Source organism: Jeotgalibacillus proteolyticus, from assembly GCF_002926065.1.
GTDB lineage: Bacteria > Bacillota > Bacilli > Bacillales > Jeotgalibacillaceae > Jeotgalibacillus > Jeotgalibacillus proteolyticus.
In genome coordinates, this window is record NZ_PREZ01000011.1 from 1 (window position 1) to 16,578 (window position 16,578).

General features: G+C 43.0%; 18 protein-coding genes. 16 read left to right on the plus strand and 2 right to left on the minus strand.

Annotated features, from left to right (window positions below; genetic code table 11):
- Positions 1-605: 605 nt before the first annotated feature.
- The 10 genes from C4B60_RS20305 to rsmI all read left to right on the plus strand — a co-directional run bounded on the left by C4B60_RS20305 (position 606) and on the right by rsmI (position 7,625).
- On the plus strand, positions 606-770 hold the full coding sequence (locus tag C4B60_RS20305) for a sigma factor G inhibitor Gin (protein ID WP_104059795.1): 165 nt from the start codon (positions 606-608) through the stop codon (positions 768-770).
- Positions 771-863: 93 nt separating this feature from the next.
- Positions 864-2,303, plus strand: coding sequence for an aminotransferase class I/II-fold pyridoxal phosphate-dependent enzyme (locus C4B60_RS20310; RefSeq protein ID WP_104059796.1), 1,440 nt, complete (start codon positions 864-866; stop codon positions 2,301-2,303).
- Positions 2,300-2,935 (plus strand): dTMP kinase, encoded by a 636-nt coding sequence (gene tmk / locus C4B60_RS20315; RefSeq protein ID WP_104059797.1) that lies wholly within the window; start codon positions 2,300-2,302, stop codon positions 2,933-2,935. Before C4B60_RS20310 ends, tmk begins: the two co-directional genes overlap by 4 nt.
- A 102-nt stretch (positions 2,936-3,037) precedes the next feature.
- The gene (locus tag C4B60_RS20320; RefSeq protein ID WP_104059798.1) at positions 3,038-3,367 is read left to right on the plus strand and encodes a cyclic-di-AMP receptor; all 330 of its coding nucleotides are present in this window, start codon (positions 3,038-3,040) and stop codon (positions 3,365-3,367) included.
- A 56-nt stretch (positions 3,368-3,423) separates the two neighbouring features.
- The gene (holB, locus tag C4B60_RS20325) at positions 3,424-4,428 is read left to right on the plus strand and encodes a DNA polymerase III subunit delta' (RefSeq protein ID WP_104059799.1); all 1,005 of its coding nucleotides are present in this window, start codon (positions 3,424-3,426) and stop codon (positions 4,426-4,428) included.
- The gene (locus C4B60_RS20330) at positions 4,421-5,248 is read left to right on the plus strand and encodes a PSP1 domain-containing protein (RefSeq protein WP_104059800.1); all 828 of its coding nucleotides are present in this window, start codon (positions 4,421-4,423) and stop codon (positions 5,246-5,248) included. The genes holB and C4B60_RS20330 overlap by 8 nt, the downstream gene beginning before the upstream one ends.
- 13 nt (positions 5,249-5,261) lie before the next feature.
- Complete coding sequence (yabA, locus tag C4B60_RS20335) at positions 5,262-5,624, plus strand: DNA replication initiation control protein YabA (RefSeq protein ID WP_104059801.1); 363 nt, start codon at positions 5,262-5,264, stop codon at positions 5,622-5,624.
- A 121-nt stretch (positions 5,625-5,745) separates the two neighbouring features.
- Positions 5,746-6,489, plus strand: a complete 744-nt coding sequence (locus C4B60_RS20340) for a tRNA1(Val) (adenine(37)-N6)-methyltransferase (protein ID WP_104059852.1) — start codon at positions 5,746-5,748, stop codon at positions 6,487-6,489.
- Positions 6,473-6,763 (plus strand): GIY-YIG nuclease family protein, encoded by a 291-nt coding sequence (locus tag C4B60_RS20345; protein ID WP_104059802.1) that lies wholly within the window; start codon positions 6,473-6,475, stop codon positions 6,761-6,763. Before C4B60_RS20340 ends, C4B60_RS20345 begins: the two co-directional genes overlap by 17 nt.
- The gene (rsmI, locus tag C4B60_RS20350) at positions 6,741-7,625 is read left to right on the plus strand and encodes a 16S rRNA (cytidine(1402)-2'-O)-methyltransferase (RefSeq protein WP_104059851.1); all 885 of its coding nucleotides are present in this window, start codon (positions 6,741-6,743) and stop codon (positions 7,623-7,625) included. Before C4B60_RS20345 ends, rsmI begins: the two co-directional genes overlap by 23 nt.
- Before the next feature lie 50 nt (positions 7,626-7,675).
- Here rsmI and C4B60_RS20355 read toward each other — a convergent pair whose 3' ends face one another.
- Together C4B60_RS20355 and C4B60_RS20360 are read right to left on the minus strand one after the other, a co-directional pair.
- Positions 7,676-7,957 (minus strand): transition state genes transcriptional regulator AbrB, encoded by a 282-nt coding sequence (locus tag C4B60_RS20355; protein ID WP_041054547.1) that lies wholly within the window; start codon positions 7,955-7,957, stop codon positions 7,676-7,678.
- Between the two features lie 478 nt (positions 7,958-8,435).
- Positions 8,436-9,335 carry a helix-turn-helix transcriptional regulator gene (locus C4B60_RS20360; RefSeq protein WP_104059803.1) on the minus strand — a complete coding sequence of 300 codons (900 nt, stop codon included), beginning with the start codon at positions 9,333-9,335 and terminating at the stop codon, positions 8,436-8,438.
- 79 nt (positions 9,336-9,414) lie between these two features.
- On the opposite strand from C4B60_RS20360, the gene C4B60_RS20365 reads away from it, so the two are divergent.
- From C4B60_RS20365 to rsmA, 6 genes are all read left to right on the plus strand, one after another.
- On the plus strand, positions 9,415-9,930 hold the full coding sequence (locus tag C4B60_RS20365; RefSeq protein ID WP_245154065.1) for a dihydrofolate reductase family protein: 516 nt from the start codon (positions 9,415-9,417) through the stop codon (positions 9,928-9,930).
- A 251-nt stretch (positions 9,931-10,181) separates the two neighbouring features.
- Positions 10,182-12,173 (plus strand): methionine--tRNA ligase, encoded by a 1,992-nt coding sequence (metG, locus tag C4B60_RS20370; protein ID WP_104059805.1) that lies wholly within the window; start codon positions 10,182-10,184, stop codon positions 12,171-12,173.
- Between the two features lie 447 nt (positions 12,174-12,620).
- Entirely contained in the window at positions 12,621-13,385 is a 765-nt protein-coding gene (locus C4B60_RS20375) for a TatD family hydrolase (protein WP_104059806.1), read from the plus strand.
- 241 nt (positions 13,386-13,626) lie between these two features.
- Positions 13,627-14,958: a resuscitation-promoting factor gene (locus tag C4B60_RS20380; RefSeq protein WP_245154066.1), complete on the plus strand. Its 1,332-nt coding sequence runs from the start codon at positions 13,627-13,629 to the stop codon at positions 14,956-14,958.
- A gap of 148 nt (positions 14,959-15,106) precedes the next feature.
- Complete coding sequence (gene rnmV / locus C4B60_RS20385) at positions 15,107-15,679, plus strand: ribonuclease M5 (protein WP_104059807.1); 573 nt, start codon at positions 15,107-15,109, stop codon at positions 15,677-15,679.
- Complete coding sequence (rsmA, locus tag C4B60_RS20390; RefSeq protein ID WP_104059808.1) at positions 15,672-16,550, plus strand: 16S rRNA (adenine(1518)-N(6)/adenine(1519)-N(6))-dimethyltransferase RsmA; 879 nt, start codon at positions 15,672-15,674, stop codon at positions 16,548-16,550. The genes rnmV and rsmA overlap by 8 nt, the downstream gene beginning before the upstream one ends.
- Positions 16,551-16,578: the final 28 nt, after the last annotated feature.

Here is a 16,578-nt window from a genome sequence, read left to right on the forward strand (position 1 = left end):
AGAAGGTCGAGGACGTGAGTGAGGGAGGACCGGAGCGTGCAGCGCACGTGAGGAGCCGAGTGAGCGAAGCGGACGAAGAGATTCGACGTGTATCGGAAGCCGCAGCCAGCGCCGATGGTCGTTGGGGGTTCCCCTGTGAGAGTAGGACGTCGCTAGGCTTGGAAGCCGCAGCGAGCGCAGATGGTACCCAGTGAGTTTGAGATATAGTGATAACTGTAAAGTACAAGTTATATGACTATTCGTTTAAGAAACGGGAGGTGAACGGAGCGGAAGATGGCGACTCCTGCGGGATGAAGCGGGAGCTTGAGATCCACTTGCGTTAGCAAGTTAGCTCAAGCCCCGCCCCGCGGAAAGCGTCCATCTGAAGCGCAGTGAACCGGTAAATGGGATGAGATGCACATTCGTCTCAACACCCCTGATAAGGACTGAAACAGCACAGGGTTGTAAACGAGTATAAAATTTTTCGCCTTTTTCGTACACAACAATCAGACAATCTTTGTAGGCACATTCCCTATCCTTTCGAATACTATAATTAGGATTAGATTCGATTATTCGTGTCCATACTTGATGATAAAAGACATCGAGAAGTGGAGGAGTGGAGTGGGATGAAGGTGTGCAAAGCGTGCAGCAGAAGGTATAAACGGGGAATACAGGTGCAGAATAAACTAATTTGCTCCTGGTGCGAGCAATCACTTATTACCTTGAAAATGGACGATCACTCGTATGATCGCTGGATTCATATTTTGCGGAGAGATCATGCTGATTCATAGAAGATGATACAGAGGTAGCCAGACTTCAGGTCTGGCTATTTTTTAATGAAATGAGATGGTACAATCAAGGGTAGATAAAGACAGGTGAAAAAAATGAATCAGGAACAAAAACCTTTAGTTGAAGCGCTTGAAAAATTTAAAACGAACAGTCCGGTTTCTTTTCATGTGCCGGGCCATAAAAACGGATTGATCGGACAAGCTGCATTTCTTCAGGCTGCCGGTCAGTTTGATATGACAGAACTTTCTACTTTGGATGATCTGCACGCACCTGAGGGAGCGATTAAGGAATCGATGGAGTTACTGCGCTCTCATTACCAGTCAGCTGCAAGCTATTTTTTAGTTAATGGGTCTACCGTAGGGAATTTGACGATGCTTTTAGCCTGCTGTAATCCAGGTGATACGGTGCTGATTGCAAGCAACAGCCATAAGTCTATTATGAATGCCTGCTCGTTAAGCGGGGTTAAACCGGTTTTCCTGGAGCCTGAGGTCCATTTTGAAACCAGTACGGCAAGCGGATTGTCTGCAAAGGTTCTTCAACAGGCTTGCATGAAGTACCGGGAAGCAAAGGCACTGGTGATTACGTATCCCTCTTATTACGGCCATACAATAGATATCGAGGGGCTTATACAGGCTGCTAAAGCGAATCGTCTTCTTGTATTAGTGGACGAGGCACATGGCGCTCATTTGACGCTTGGTGCCCCTTTTCCTCAATCGGCTCTTTTGGCCGGGGCGGATCTGGTGGTGCATTCTGCACATAAGACACTTCCTGCTTTAACAATGGGCTCCTATCTTCACATTGGCAAGGAGGCAGCGATTGATCAGAAAAAGGTTGAGCGTGTGCTTTCGATGCTGCAGTCAAGCAGCCCTTCCTACTTAATCATGGCTTCATTGGATGAAGCGCGTGCTTTTCTCGCAGGTTATACGCAGGACGATATCAGCTGGTTTACTGCAGAGCGTGATTGGTTTTTATCGGAGCTTGAAGCTATAGAAGGAGTAAGAGTGATTGAAGCAGAGGACCCTTTAAAGCTTATGATTCGTGTCAGGAGCTTAACGGGATATGAGCTTCAGCAGAAGCTTGAGGAGCGGTTTATTTACCCTGAACTGGCTGATCCTCTTCAGGTGCTGCTGATTCTTCCCTTACTTAAAAAAGGGATATCCTATCAGGATGCGTTTAAACGTATGATCTTGGCACTAAAGGAAATTTCTAGGGATGTAAAGTCCGGCGTAAAGGACCTACCTGTGTATGAAGTGGCACGAGGCGAGCCTGTTAAGGAGCTTTCGATGCCGGCAGCAGAGGCAGAAAATGCACAGGCTGAGTGGGTTAAACTAGAAAATGCTGAAGGAAAGATTGCAGCGGCTTCGATTATTCCATATCCTCCGGGCATTCCTTTTATAATAGCAGGAGAACGACTTACGAATGATAAAATTATCCGGCTGTTACATTGGGCTGGCAGGCATCTTCGCTTTCAGGGAGAACAGCGTATTGACAGCGGAGAAATAAAGATTGTAAAAGATTTTGGAGGAACCACATGACTACAGGGAAATTTATAACAGTAGAAGGACCAGAGGGCGCGGGAAAGACGACGGTTATTAAGCAGCTGGAAAAAGCGTTAATTAAAAGAGGATATGATGTACTGCTTACGAGAGAGCCGGGCGGCATTGATATTGCGGAGAAAATTCGGGAGATCATATTAAATCCTGAGCACACCGCAATGGACAGCCGTACAGAGGCCCTGCTGTATGCTGCAGCCCGCCGTCAGCATTTAGTGGAAAAGGTATTGCCGGCATTGAAACAGGGCAAAATTGTCTTATGTGACCGTTTTATTGACAGCTCCCTTGCTTACCAGGGTCATGCCCGAGGACTAGGGATCGATGAGGTTTGGAGCATCAACCAATTTGCCATTGATGATCAGATGCCTGATTGTACGCTTTATTTTGATCTTGATCCTGAAAAGGGAATGGAGCGAATTATGAAAAACCAGGGGCGTGAGGTAAACCGCCTCGACCTTGAGGAACTGTCGTTTCATCAAAAGGTATATGAGGGATATCAGCTATTGCTAGAGCGGTTCCCGGAAAGAATAAAGACGGTTGACGCTTCAAAATTAATTGAAAAAGTAAGCGAAGAAGCGCTTGGAATGATCACTGCTGTACTGACAGATGAATAGCTTATAAATAAGATTCAAGAATGATTTAGTAATGCTTTAACATTCTTGTTATAATAGAAATAATAATTGGAACTAATTCTAGAAGGAAAGAGGGTGGAATTCATGAAACTGGTAGTAGCTGTAGTACAGGACCAGGATAGCAGCCGCCTGTCCACTGCTTTAATGAAAAATAATTTCCGTGCGACAAAGCTTGCTAGTACAGGTGGATTCTTAAAGTCAGGGAATACCACGTTTATGATTGGAACAGAGGACCATCTTGTCGATAAGGCACTTAAGGTGATCGATGAGAGCTGCCGTTCACGGGAGCAAATGGTGGCGCCTGTTTCACCAATGGGTGGAAATGCTGATTCCTATATTCCTTATCCTGTTGAAGTAGAGGTTGGCGGTGCGACGGTTTTCGTTCTGCCGATTGAACAGTTCCATCAGTTTTAAGCCAGACGTTAATGAAAAGAAATTAATTGACTAATATAAGTAGATGAGGGATTGAAATGGCTGCAACCTGGAATGAGCTACAGCAGTGGCAGCCGCTTGCTGCTCAAATGCTTGCGCATAGTCTCGCTAAACATAGAGTTGCGCATGCTTATCTATTTGAAGGCGCACGCGGCACGGGTAAAAAGGATATGGCACTGTTTCTCGCGCAAGGGTTGTTTTGTTTACGCCCAACTGAAGGGATCCCCTGTAAGACCTGTGATCAATGCCAGCGGATCACAAGCGGCAACCATCCGGATGTGCATGTGGTTGAGCCGGATGGTTTGTCGATTAAAAAAGATCAGATCAGGGCCTTGCAGGAGGAATTCAGTAAATCAGGGGTGGAATCGAAGCGAAAGACTTATATTATTAATTTCGCTGATAAAATGACCTCCCAGGCTGCCAACTCACTGCTGAAATTTTTAGAGGAACCGCATCCTTCTACAACCGCGATTTTGCTTACCGAACAAATGCAGCTAATGCTTCCTACTATTTTATCCAGATGCCAGCATATTCCGTTTCAATCGCTGTCGCCTGTTTTATTTAAGGAACGCCTGATTGAACAGGAAGTGCATCCAACAATGGCGGCGCTGCTTTCCAAGCTGACAAACCAGCAGGAGGAAGCTATTCGGCTAAGCACAGATGAGTGGTTTGTACAAGCGCGAAAAATCATGTTAAAATTGTATGAAGTGCAAAAAGTTCATCCCTTTGAAGCGATGACGCGTCTTCAAAGTGAGTACTTGCCGCATTTTAAAGAAAAAGAACAAATTGAACAATCATTAGATTTGTTTCTTCATATATACAAAGATCTCCTTTACATTCAGACGGACAAGCTTGACCACCTTTCTTATCCTGATCAGCTTGAAGTTTTTCAAAAAGATGCGCTTCAAACGTCAACGAAGCAGTTATCAGATCAATTGACCACCATTTTGGAAGCCAAGAGAAAGTTACACCAAAATATGAATACACAGCTGCTTATGGAGCAGCTGATGCTTAAACTGCAGGGGGGATCTGCACTTGTATGAGGTAGTAGGCGTCCGTTTTAAGAAAGCGGGCAAAATATATTATTTTGATCCAAACCAGCTTCCAATAGCGAAGGATAATTATGTCATCGTGGAAACTGTGCGCGGAGTAGAATATGGAAAAGTTGTTGTAGACGTCAAGAAGGTAGATGAAAATGATGTCGTACTGCCTTTGAAAAAGGTCGTGCGCATTGCAGATCAGAAGGACCGGTTATCGGTTCAGGAAAATAAAGATGAAGCCCTTCATGCTTATGAGGTATGTTCCAGCAAAATCAGTGAGCATGATTTAGATATGAAGCTTGTCGATGTAGAATACACATTTGACCGTAACAAAGTCATCTTTTATTTTACAGCAGATGGACGCGTTGATTTCAGAAATCTGGTTAAAGACCTGGCTTCCGTATTTAGAACAAGGATTGAACTAAGACAGATTGGTGTACGGGATGAAGCGAAAATGCTTGGCGGTATTGGTCCGTGCGGACGCATGCTTTGCTGCTCCACCTTTTTAGGCGATTTTGAACCTGTGTCCATTAAGATGGCCAAAGATCAAAATCTTTCGCTGAACCCGGCAAAAATCTCAGGTCTTTGCGGTCGTCTTATGTGCTGCCTGAAATATGAGAATGATGAATATGAAGCAGCAAAAGAGGAAATGCCTGATCTGGGCCAATTTGTTGATACGCCTGAGGGCAAAGGGAAAGTGGTTGGTCTTAATATGCTGGAGCGTGTGATGCAGATTGAAATGAAGGGCCAGGACCGCACCCTGGAATACACGCTTGAAGAAATTATGAACAGCGATATTGCATCAATTCAAGCCACAGAGTAATGAGGTGGAGTTCGTGGATAAGAAGGAGTTCTTTGATTCCGTCACCAATATGGAGCAGCAAATAGGACACTTGTATCAGCAGCTGGGGGAGCTAAAGCAGCATCTGGCTGAAATGATGGAAGAGAACCATTCGCTTCAAATTGAAAATGATCATTTACGCCGGCGCTTGGAGCAGCTTGAAAACTCCCGGAAAAAAGCCGGTGCGGCTAAGGGGAAGAATAAGGCAGGAGAAGGACAAGCTTCAGATATTGGCGAAGGCTACGACAATCTGGCCCGTCTTTATCAGGAAGGCTTTCATATCTGTAATATCCATTTTGGAAGTCCTCGCAAGGATGAAGATTGTTTGTTTTGCTTGTCCTTTTTAAACAAGAAATAAATCAGCAATAAATGGGGGCTTGCGTTTAATGACCATGGTTTCTCTGTCGCGCATAAAAGCGTCAAGGGACCAGGGCATAATCGCCGGCTCTTTTTTTATGAAGAAAGAGAGGTTGCTTTTCATGCAGCTAATTGGAGATGAGCGGCTGGATTATTTGCTGGCAGAGGATTTGACCATCATTCAAAGCCCGACTGTTTTTGCTTTTTCGCTGGATGCTGTCCTGCTGGCCCGATTTGTTCAGGTTCCGATTCAAAAAGGAAGCCTCGTGGATTTATGTTCAGGCAATGGGGTGATTCCTCTGTTGCTCAGCACCCGGACTAAGGGAAAGATTGTCGGAGTAGAGATCCAGGAGCGTTTATATGATATGGCGGTCAGAAGCATTGCTCACAATCAGCTGGACCAGCAGCTATCAATGGTGCATGAGGATCTAAAGGTGGTAACACCGGCACTCGGCTATGCCAAATATGATGTCGTCACCTGTAATCCGCCCTATTTTTTGACACCTTCATCTGAGGAGAAAAATTTAAATGAACATTTCGCGATCGCACGGCACGAAATTATGTGCACCCTTGAAGATACGATCAAGGTGAGCAGTGAGCTTTTAAAGCAGGGAGGCAAAGCTGCATTTGTTCATCGTCCTGGCCGGCTGCTTGATATTATCACGCTTATGAGAAAATACCGTCTGGAGCCGAAGCGAATCCGGTTTGTGTATCCCAAAATGGGAAAGGAAGCAAACACGGTATTAATTGAAGGAACAAAAGACGGAAAAGTAGATGTGAAAATACTCCCACCTCTTTATGTCTATGATGATAAAGGAGAATACACAAAAGAGATAAAGGAGATCTTATATGGAGACTCTGAATAGTCATTTCTTTTATGTACTCCGCTGTGCGGACAATTCCTACTACGGAGGATATACGATTGATCTGATGCGGCGGCTGAACCAGCATAATGAGGGCAAGGCTTCGAAGTATACAAGAACGCGTCTTCCGGTTTCCCTTTTGCATTCAGAGCGCTTTGAAACAAAAAGAGAAGCAATGCAGGCTGAATACTCCTTCAAGCAGCTTTCAAGAGCCAAAAAAAACCAATATCTTTTAGAAAGGGAGGCACTGCATGATTTCGACACAGCAAAGCTTTAATGAGATGACTGAAGGCAGGCTCTATTTAGTGCCCACTCCTATTGGGAACTTAGAAGATATGACCTTCCGGGCAGTCCGGCTGCTAAAGGAAGCAGATGTCATTGCTGCTGAGGATACAAGAAACACAAGAAAGCTCTGCAATTATTTTGAAATTTCCACTCCTATTATCAGCTATCACGAGCACAATAAAGAGACGAGCGGTGAAAAAGTGATCGAGCGTCTGTTAAAAGGGGAGCAGGTGGCATTAGTAAGTGATGCCGGGATGCCATGTATTTCTGATCCAGGCTTTGAGCTTGTCCGTCAGGCACTTGAAGAAAAAATAAATGTGGTTCCACTGCCGGGTGCAAATGCAGCGCTAACCTCATTAATCGCATCCGGTCTTGTGCCGCAGCCTTTTTATTATTATGGGTTTTTATCGAGAGGGAAAAAAGAAAAAAGAGAAGAGCTGTCGTTTTTATCAACGATTCCTGCAACCTTTGTCCTCTATGAATCTCCTCATCGTCTCAAGGACACGTTAAAGGAGATGAAGGAAATCCTCGGAAGTCAACGTAAAATTGTTATATCAAGAGAATTAACGAAGAAATTCGAGGAATTTATTCGGGGGAGTCTGGAAGATGGACTTGCCTGGGCAGAGGAGAATGAACTACGTGGTGAATTTTGTTTAATCGTTGAAGGAGCCCCGTTTGAGGAATGGAATAAGACGGAAGAAATCTGGTGGGAGGATTTATCCATCGAACAGCACGTCAACCACTACATCGAAAATGATCACTTATCTTCTAAAGCAGCGATTAAGGAAGCCGCTAAGGATCGCGGGCAATCAAAAAGAGATATTTATCAAGCGTATCATGTAGATAATGCATAAAAAAAGGCCTGTCCAAGCAAAAGCTTGAACAGGCTTTACATTTTTGTTAATTAAGCGTCTTGAAGGTTGTTTTGAATTTCTTTAATAAGTAATTCTGCACCTTCACGGCTAAGAACTAGTTTGCCGCCGGCAAGCTTCAGATTATCATCGGAAACCTCACCAGTAATTTGGCAAGTCATGCTTGGTTTATATTTTTTTAGGATAATTTTTTCGTCATCCACGTAAATTTCAAGAGCATCCTTCTCGGCAATACCTAGTGTACGGCGAAGCTCGATTGGAATAACCACACGGCCTAATTCATCTACTTTACGAACAATTCCTGTTGATTTCATTTGAAAATCCCCTCTCAAAATAGTTTTTTTATTATTTAAACTTTTTCGTCAACATTCGACAAATTTCTCTTTGTGCTATCATCATACCAACGTTTCCCATATACGTCAATAAATAAGTGGTGCAAATACCAAAAAAATTACTATTGGCTGAATGACTGATAATACTAGGTTCATAGGATTTTAACAGTATTTTACTTCTACATTTATCACTATATCATGAAATATATGTAAGTGTAAATGAAATGAATTTAATTCAAACTATTGGACTGTTCGACAAAATCTTCAACATGTGCAGTAGGTTCGACATAATTTCAAATAAAAGTATATTTGCTCGACAAATGCTAACGAGAAACTATTCAAAATATAATTTTATTTCGAGGAAAATTGGAAATAAAGCTAGTATTCTATCGATCATTTTATTTCTCGACGTTTGTCATCTCCCTAAGCTTAAATCCGCCTTTTTAGACCACTCATTGGTTTACTCGTACTGCTTAAGTGCTTCTGTGTAATGCTGCTTTATCTGTTCTGCAAGCTCTTGAGGCTCCAATACTTTTACGTGAGGCCCGTAGGAAAGAAGCTGAGATGCTGTATAGGATAACTCCGCATAAGGAATACTTCCTCTCCAAATGCCTTCTGATACTGCTTTGAATAACGGGTCTGCTTTTGCACGGCGCGCGCCTTCAGAACTGAACGCTAGTACTGTTTGGACAGAAGGTCGGTCCTCAGGACGATTCAGCCAGTCAGTTAATAATGGGAGCTGATGATCTATCTTATCCCCTATTTTTGCGTAATGGATTCTGTCGGCGCGGTACAATAATACATGATCTTTATATAAGGCCGGCATATACCATGCTTGATCAAAATAAAGGCCCAGAGGGAAAACCGTGACATCTTTTTGTCCATTTGGAGATTCATACGTGATGAAGAGCTCCTGTTGTTCGAGCGCTGCTTGCAAGATGAGGGTCGTCCAATTATGTTTGCCCGCTTGAGCAGATAGCTTAAATACTACTTTCGTTTCAACCAGCCTGATTTTTTCCTTTGTAGAATCAGGCAATTCAGCAAAATAGTTTTCAGCAAGATGGCTTCGCACTTCATTAAATGGAAGATCAGGCAGTTGTTGAAAGTAATGCAGCATTAAATAAAGCCCCAGTGCTTCATTTTCATTTAACTGAAGCGGCGGCAGCAATCGGTTGGGAAGCACCCGGTACCCCCCATGTCTGCCTGGCTCGGAATAAAGAGGGAAGCCGATTTGCTGAAGTTTTTCTAGGTCTCGCTGGATGGTTCTTAGTGATACACCAAAGCGTCCGGCTAGTTCTGAAGCAGTGAATTTTCTGTTTGGCTCGAGCATGCGCATGATGGTCAGTTGGCGATTATTCATATAATACGTACTCCTTTTAATTACGACGTTTATTGTCATAATTAAAGTATACACTAACGGTAGAAAGGAGATGAAAGACATGAGTAAAAACGTCTTATATATTGCTATGAGTCTCGATGGCATGATTGCAAAAGAGGATCATTCGCTTGACTGGCTGCTTGAAGCTGAGGGAGAGGGGGATAATGGATACGAGCACTTTTACAGTGGAATTTCTTCCATAGTGATGGGCAGCCGGACGTATCAGGAAGTCCTGAAAATGACAGAGGAAAAACCCTACCAGGATCGTCCGGTTTATGTGCTGTCACGGACAAAGATGGAGGATGGATATGCCTCCTTTACATCAGAAACAGTCAAAACCCTGCTGCCGAATTTACAGAAAAAGCATGGTGGTCCCGTATGGGTGGTGGGCGGCGGAGAAATTGTAAAAGCATGTATAGAATCAGAGCTGATCGACGAATATTATATTGCTGTGATCCCGGTAGTGTTAGGTGGAGGGATCCCGCTGTTTCCAAAAGGGACTGCATTTACTGAATTAAGGCTTAAAGGAACGGAAATCTATAATCAAATTGTAATGCTGCACTACGTAAAAAAATAAACAGAAGACCATCAATGCGATTTTAAGCTGGTAAAAAATGCTTGCGCGAGAAACTTCCGCGCGGCATTTTTTTAATCCATGTATGTAAGATTGTGTCTTTTTTTGAGTCCCAGGAAGTCTGACAGAAACGTAACTGTTTCACTCCATTGGTTGCAATAGCGTTTATTTTCCGGTATATTTTTTAGCATATGAATACGCGTCAGCATTGGTTTTCTGACGGTAAATGTGAAGCAACGTGAGGAGGATTTTCGGTGAGTCAGTCTAATAAGACATTTTACATTACTACCCCTATTTACTACCCAAGCGGCAAATTGCATATTGGGCACGCCTATACAACAGTGGCTGGCGATGCGATGGCGCGTTATAAGCGATTACGCGGCTTTGATGTGATGTATCTGACCGGGACGGATGAACATGGTCAGAAAATCCAGGAAAAAGCAAAAGAAAAAGGAATTTCTCCTCAGGCTTATGTGGATGAAATTGTAGAAGGCATTCAGGATCTTTGGAAAACGATGGAGATTTCCTACGATGACTTTATCCGCACAACAGAAAAGCGTCATGAAGATATTGTTGAAAAGGTATTCCAGAGATTTTTGGATCAGGGAGATATTTATTTAGGCGAATATGAGGGCTGGTACTCAATTCCGGATGAAACCTTTTATACTGAAACCCAGCTGATTGATAAAAAGCTTGATGAAAACGGCAAGGTGATCGGCGGGAACAGTCCTGACAGCGGCCATGCGGTTGAAAAGGTGCGGGAAGAGTCTTATTTCTTCCGTATGAGCAAGTATGCCGACCGTTTGGTAAAGTATTATGAGGAAAATCCTGAATTTATCCAGCCTGAGTCCCGTAAAAATGAAATGCTTAATAATTTCATTAAGCCGGGTCTTGAAGATTTAGCTGTATCACGTACGACATATGACTGGGGAGTAAAGGTTCCGGGCAATGCAAAGCATGTTATTTATGTATGGATCGACGCGTTGCTTAATTACGTTACGGCACTCGGCTACGGCTCTGATAATGAAGAGAAGTATAAGCAATTCTGGCCTGCAAATGTTCATTTAATGAGTAAGGAAATTGTCCGTTTCCATACGATTTATTGGCCGATTATGCTAATGGCGCTTGATCAGCCATTGCCTAAAAAAGTATTTGCACATGGCTGGCTTCTAATGAAGGACGGTAAAATGTCCAAGTCGAAAGGAAATGTCGTAGATCCTGTTACCTTAATTGACCGTTACGGCCTGGATGCTCTTCGTTACTACCTACTAAGAGAAGTTCCGTTTGGATCAGACGGCATTTTTACGCCGGAAGGCTTTGTTGAGCGTATTAATTTTGATTTGGCTAATGACCTGGGTAATCTGTTAAATAGAACCGTTGCGATGATTAACAAGTATTTCGACGGTGAAATCCCTGTTTACAGAGGATCTGAAGGGTTATATGACCGTCAGCTGCTTGAGCTGAATGAAGCAACAGTTGAAAATTACCAGGATTCAATGGAGAAAATGGAGTTTTCCGTTGCACTCTCTGTTATTTGGCAGCTTATCAGCCGAACAAATAAATACATTGATGAAACGCAGCCTTGGGTGCTGGCAAAGGATGAAAGTAAAAAAGAAGAGCTTGCAACAGTAATGAATCATCTGGCAGAAACATTGCGCCGTATTGCTGTTTTGCTTCAGCCGTTCCTTACTCAAACACCTGCATTTATCCTGCAGCAGCTTCAGTTAACGGAAGAGCGCTACTTAACATGGGATAGCCTTTCTTCATTTGGCGCGATCTCAGAGGGTGTTAAAGTCGTAGAAAAGGGGGAGCCGATCTTCCCGAGACTTGAGGTTGAAGATGAGGTTGCTTATATTCAAGGGAAAATGACGGGCGGTACAGCAGTCCCTGAAGCTGCAACGGAAGATATTCCGGAGCTTGAGGAAGAAATCACTATCGAGGATTTCATGAAGGTAGACCTCCGCGTTGCTACAGTAACAGATTGTGAACCGGTGAAAAAAACCGACAAGCTATTAAAGCTGCAGCTGGATCTGGGCTTTGAAAAACGCCAGGTTGTCTCAGGAATTGCAAAATTTTATCAGCCAAAGGACCTCATTGGCAAAAAAGTTGTCTGTGTAACAAATCTAAAGCCGGTAAAATTGAGAGGAGAGCTCTCGCAGGGGATGATCCTTGCAGGAGAAAAAGATGGTGTACTTGCACTCGCTCAGGTAGCGGAGTCACTGCAAAACGGAGCACGGGTTAAATAAGAGTAAAAAGCAATAAAAGGAGAGACTAATCAGCGTGATTAGTCCTCCTTTTTACTTTTTAAAGAGAGTTTACAGAAACATATCTTTTGTTACAGGAATATAACAGTAAGTTTACCCGTATGAAGAAGTCGAAATAAAAGAGCCTAAAAGCGTAAAAACCCTAAAATACACGTTATTTAGACATATAAAGGAAATATCATCGAATAAATTATCTTGAGATACTTTTTATTTCGTATATAAGTTATTTATCAATGATTAAACATATTTAAAAATATATTTATATATTAAAATTAGGTCGATTGACAGGTCGAATAACGAAACATAATTACTATTGCACATCATTATAATTAAGTTTGTGACGAATTTGTTATGTATTTGTTACATGATTGAGAAGCATGTCATAGGGTTTTTGATTACACTAAATTTGCTGATAAAGGAGAGAGCTGTATGCTATTTGATACTCATGTACATTTAAATGCAGATCAGTTTGAAGAGGATGTAGAGGAAGTAATCGGCCGGGCAAAGGAAGCTGGAGTCGAATGGATGACAGTTGTAGGGTTTGATACGCCGACGATCAATAAAGCGATCGAGCTTGCTGAGAAGTATAACTTTATATATGCAGCAGTAGGCTGGCACCCTGTAGATGCAATTGATCTGACCGACAAAGAACTTGCCTGGATTGAGGAGCTTGCTCAGCATCCAAAGGTCGTAGCAATAGGTGAAACAGGACTTGATTATTACTGGGACAAGTCTCCAAAAGAGATTCAGCAGGAAGTGTTTAAAAAGCAGATAGCCCTGGCTAAAAGGGTAAAGCTGCCGATCGTTATACATAACCGTGATGCCACACAGGATGTTGTGGATATCCTTCGGGAGGAAAACGCGGCTGAGGTAGGCGGAATCATGCATTGCTACAGCGGCAGTGTAGAAATTGCAAAGCAGTGTATTGAAATGAATTTTATGATTTCACTTGGCGGACCAGTAACGTTCAAAAACGCAAAAAAGCCAAAAGAAGTAGCAGCTGAAATTCCGTTGGAACATCTTTTAATTGAAACGGATGCACCTTTTCTTGCGCCTCACCCTTATCGCGGAAAGCGAAATGAGCCGGCCTACGTTAAATTAGTAGCGGAACAGATCGCAGAATTAAAAGAAATCTCTTACGAAAAAGTAGGAAATCAAACGACAGAAAACGCTAAAAGAATTTTTAATCTATAAATTATCTCAACATGAAGACTTTATTGGTTTACTTTCATTAGAATTCGATTGTGTGGGCGACATAATTCCCAATAATTCTTTGAGATAGGATTTGGTTTTGTCGAAGAAAAAATCTTTTCAAGCTTCAGGAGGCTATGCATAATAGAGCATGTTTCAGATGTTTGTAAAAAATAGATTACTAGATTGGCAAAGTCAGGTCTCAATAGCTGTTAAATCACTCGGAGTAAAGGGGGAGTTTTTCATGCAATCGAATAAGATGAAAAACGAATATCCAAAAACGAAGGAAAAAAAGAATTGGATTTATAATCTGTTAACCATTACCGTATTTGTGCTCGTGATCGGCTTTTTATTTCAGGAAGGAATGAAAAAAACAGTCGCTCTGACACTAAACGGAGAGGAACAATTAATCCGTACAAATGCAACAACTGTGGAGGGTCTGTTAGCTGAGCTTGAAGTTGATACACATTCAAAGGACTATCTGCAGCCAGCAGCAGATACAGCCATTTACCATGATATGAAAGTTCAATGGAGACCGGCAGCGCAGGTTGCTTTTACCTCAGGAAGTGAGCAGCATATTATCATGACAAATGCTCAAACAGTAGGGGATTTTTTACGTAAAGAAAAAATAAATGTGTCCGAGCAGGATGAGCTTTCTCATGATCTAAAAACAAAGATAAGTGAAAACATGACAATTTCTCTGGATAAGGCGTTTGCTTTCACGTTGGTTGACGGAAAGGAAAAGCTGGAGGAATGGTCCACTTCGATCACTGTCGCTGACTTTTTAAAGCAGCAGAATATTTCGCTGGATAAAGATGATCGTGTTGAGCCAGCCCTTGAAACGAAGCTTTCTCAGGGAGCTGTAGTGCAGATCGTTCGTGTTGAAAAGGTCACCGATGTGGTGGAAGAGGATAAAAGCTTTGCTGTGGAAACGCGCAAGGATGAATCCCTTGTATCCGGGACAGAAGAAATTGTCCAGGAAGGGAAAAAGGGAGTAATTGAGAAAACCTACGAGGTAGTACTCGAAAATGGCAAAGAAAAATCACGCAAGCTCCAAAGTGAAAAGGTTATAAAGGAAAGTGTGAACGAGGTTGTGGCAGTAGGTACTAAGGTTCTGGTAGCGGAGGTTTCACGTGGAACGCAGGCAGCCGCGGCTGTCAATACGACAGCTTCAGATGAGCCGGCTGAAAAACCGGCACAGGAAACTGCTCAGCCGGCAGTACAGCAAACCGCTGCAACAACAACCGCAGCTTCAGCTCCTGAGGAAAAAAAGGAAGAGCCTGCGGGCAGAGAGCTTTATGTATCATCGACCGCTTATACTGCTTCTTGTAACGGTTGTTCAGGGATTACTGCAACAGGTATCAACCTGAAAGCGAATCCGGATCTTAAGGTCATTGCGGTGGATCCATCGGTGATCCCTCTAGGCTCAAAAGTATATGTAGAGGGCTATGGCTATGCAGTAGCCGGAGACACAGGCGGAGCGATTAAGGGCAACAAAATAGATGTCTTCCTGCCGAACAAGGAAGATGCCTACCGTTGGGGAAATAGACAAGTGAAGATTAAAATCCTGCCTTAACGGAAGAAATTTATAAAAAATGCGGACAGGGGGAGCGATCTCCCTGTTTTTTGTGTGTTTTCGGCGAAATTGTTTTATACTAAGAAGATACGAAAATTGATCTGCACGCTCATGGAGATTATTTATAGAAGAAACAGGTGAAAGTTGAATGAAAGAATCAGCAAAAATAAAAGAAGTAGTTATTGTAGAAGGCAGAGATGACACGACAGCTATAAAAAGAGCTGTAAATGCTGATACAATCGAAACAAATGGATCTGCAGTGCCAAAAATGGTGCTGGAGAAAATTCGGCATGCACATGAAAAAAGAGGGGTCATTGTCCTGACAGATCCCGATTATCCCGGTCAGCGCATCAGGCAGATTGTCCAGGAGTATGTTCCGGGCTGCATGCACGCCTTTATTAACCGTGAGGATGCACTGCGTAAACACGGCAGAGGGATCGGTGTGGAGCATGCAAGTCCAGAAGTCATCCGGGAGGCCTTAAAGCATGCTCATACGATGGCTGAGGAGCCGCAGGAGATCATCTCCAAGGAAGAATTAATCGAAGCGGGACTAATAGGCGGCCCTAAAGCCAAGGCTAGAAGAGAGCTGCTTGGCGCCCGCTTAAATATCGGCTATTCCAACGGCAAACAATTATACAATCGTTTAGTACAATTCGAAATCTCAAGAGAAGAGTTCATTCGTGAAATGTCACGTATACTACAGGAGGAACAACATGACTAAGGATATTGCAACCCCTATCCGAACCAAGGAAATAATGAAAAAGTACGGGTTTTCGTTTAAAAAAAGCCTGGGTCAAAACTTCTTAATTGATCCCAATATACTTGTGAATATTGTTGAACACGCCGGGCTTACAAAAGAGCACGGCGCAATTGAAGTTGGACCTGGGATCGGCGCGTTAACAGAGCATTTGGCCAGAGCTACCAAAAAGGTGGTTTCTTTTGAAATCGATCAGCGTCTGCTGCCTATTTTAGAAGACACTCTTTCTCCTTATGAGAATGTGAAAATTCTTCATTCAGACGTACTGAAAGCCGATGTGAAGGAAACCATTAATGAGGAATTTTCCGGGGTTGAGGATATTATGGTTGTCGCGAATCTTCCTTATTATGTAACCACGCCGATTATTCTTAAGCTGCTGACGGAAAATCTTCCTATAAAAGGGATGGTCGTTATGCTGCAAAAAGAAGTGGCAGAACGCATCGCTGCAAAGCCTGGATCAAAAACCTACGGCTCCCTTTCAATTGCGATTCAGTATTACACGCAGGCCGAAACGGTGATGATCGTTCCAAAGACGGTATTCATGCCTCAGCCTAACGTAGATTCAGCCGTCATTAAGCTCATGAAGCTTGATAAACCTGCAGTTGAGGTTATTGATGAGGAATTCTTCTTTTTGGTTACAAGGTCTTCCTTTGCCCAGCGCAGAAAAACGATTTTGAATAACTTAACAAGCCAATTGCCGGACGGCAAGTTAAAAAAGGATGATATTCTCACTGCTTTGTCAAAAGCGCAAATTGAGCCCACGCGACGCGGAGAAAGTCTTTCTATTCCGGAATTTGGCGCTTTAGCGGATGCACTCTACCCTTATTTTCATTAAATTAATACCCCCTGATTGCAAAGAGTAG

Bases quoted from the DNA above. Each gene is read 5' to 3' on its own strand.
- C4B60_RS20355 (WP_041054547.1), bottom strand. From the start codon at position 7,957: ATGAAATCAACAGGAATTGTTCGTAAAGTAGATGAATTAGGCCGTGTG.
- rsmA (WP_104059808.1), top strand. From the start codon at position 15,672: ATGACTAAGGATATTGCAACCCCTATCCGAACCAAGGAAATAATGAAA.
- C4B60_RS20310 (WP_104059796.1), top strand. From the start codon at position 864: ATGAATCAGGAACAAAAACCTTTAGTTGAAGCGCTTGAAAAATTTAAA.
- C4B60_RS20380 (WP_245154066.1), top strand. From the start codon at position 13,627: ATGCAATCGAATAAGATGAAAAACGAATATCCAAAAACGAAGGAAAAA.
- C4B60_RS20360 (WP_104059803.1), bottom strand. From the start codon at position 9,335: ATGAATAATCGCCAACTGACCATCATGCGCATGCTCGAGCCAAACAGA.
- C4B60_RS20375 (WP_104059806.1), top strand. From the start codon at position 12,621: ATGCTATTTGATACTCATGTACATTTAAATGCAGATCAGTTTGAAGAG.
- C4B60_RS20320 (WP_104059798.1), top strand. From the start codon at position 3,038: ATGAAACTGGTAGTAGCTGTAGTACAGGACCAGGATAGCAGCCGCCTG.
- tmk (WP_104059797.1), top strand. From the start codon at position 2,300: ATGACTACAGGGAAATTTATAACAGTAGAAGGACCAGAGGGCGCGGGA.
- C4B60_RS20365 (WP_245154065.1), top strand. From the start codon at position 9,415: ATGAGTAAAAACGTCTTATATATTGCTATGAGTCTCGATGGCATGATT.
- C4B60_RS20340 (WP_104059852.1), top strand. From the start codon at position 5,746: ATGCAGCTAATTGGAGATGAGCGGCTGGATTATTTGCTGGCAGAGGAT.
- C4B60_RS20305 (WP_104059795.1), top strand. From the start codon at position 606: ATGAAGGTGTGCAAAGCGTGCAGCAGAAGGTATAAACGGGGAATACAG.
- holB (WP_104059799.1), top strand. From the start codon at position 3,424: ATGGCTGCAACCTGGAATGAGCTACAGCAGTGGCAGCCGCTTGCTGCT.
- rnmV (WP_104059807.1), top strand. From the start codon at position 15,107: ATGAAAGAATCAGCAAAAATAAAAGAAGTAGTTATTGTAGAAGGCAGA.
- C4B60_RS20345 (WP_104059802.1), top strand. From the start codon at position 6,473: ATGGAGACTCTGAATAGTCATTTCTTTTATGTACTCCGCTGTGCGGAC.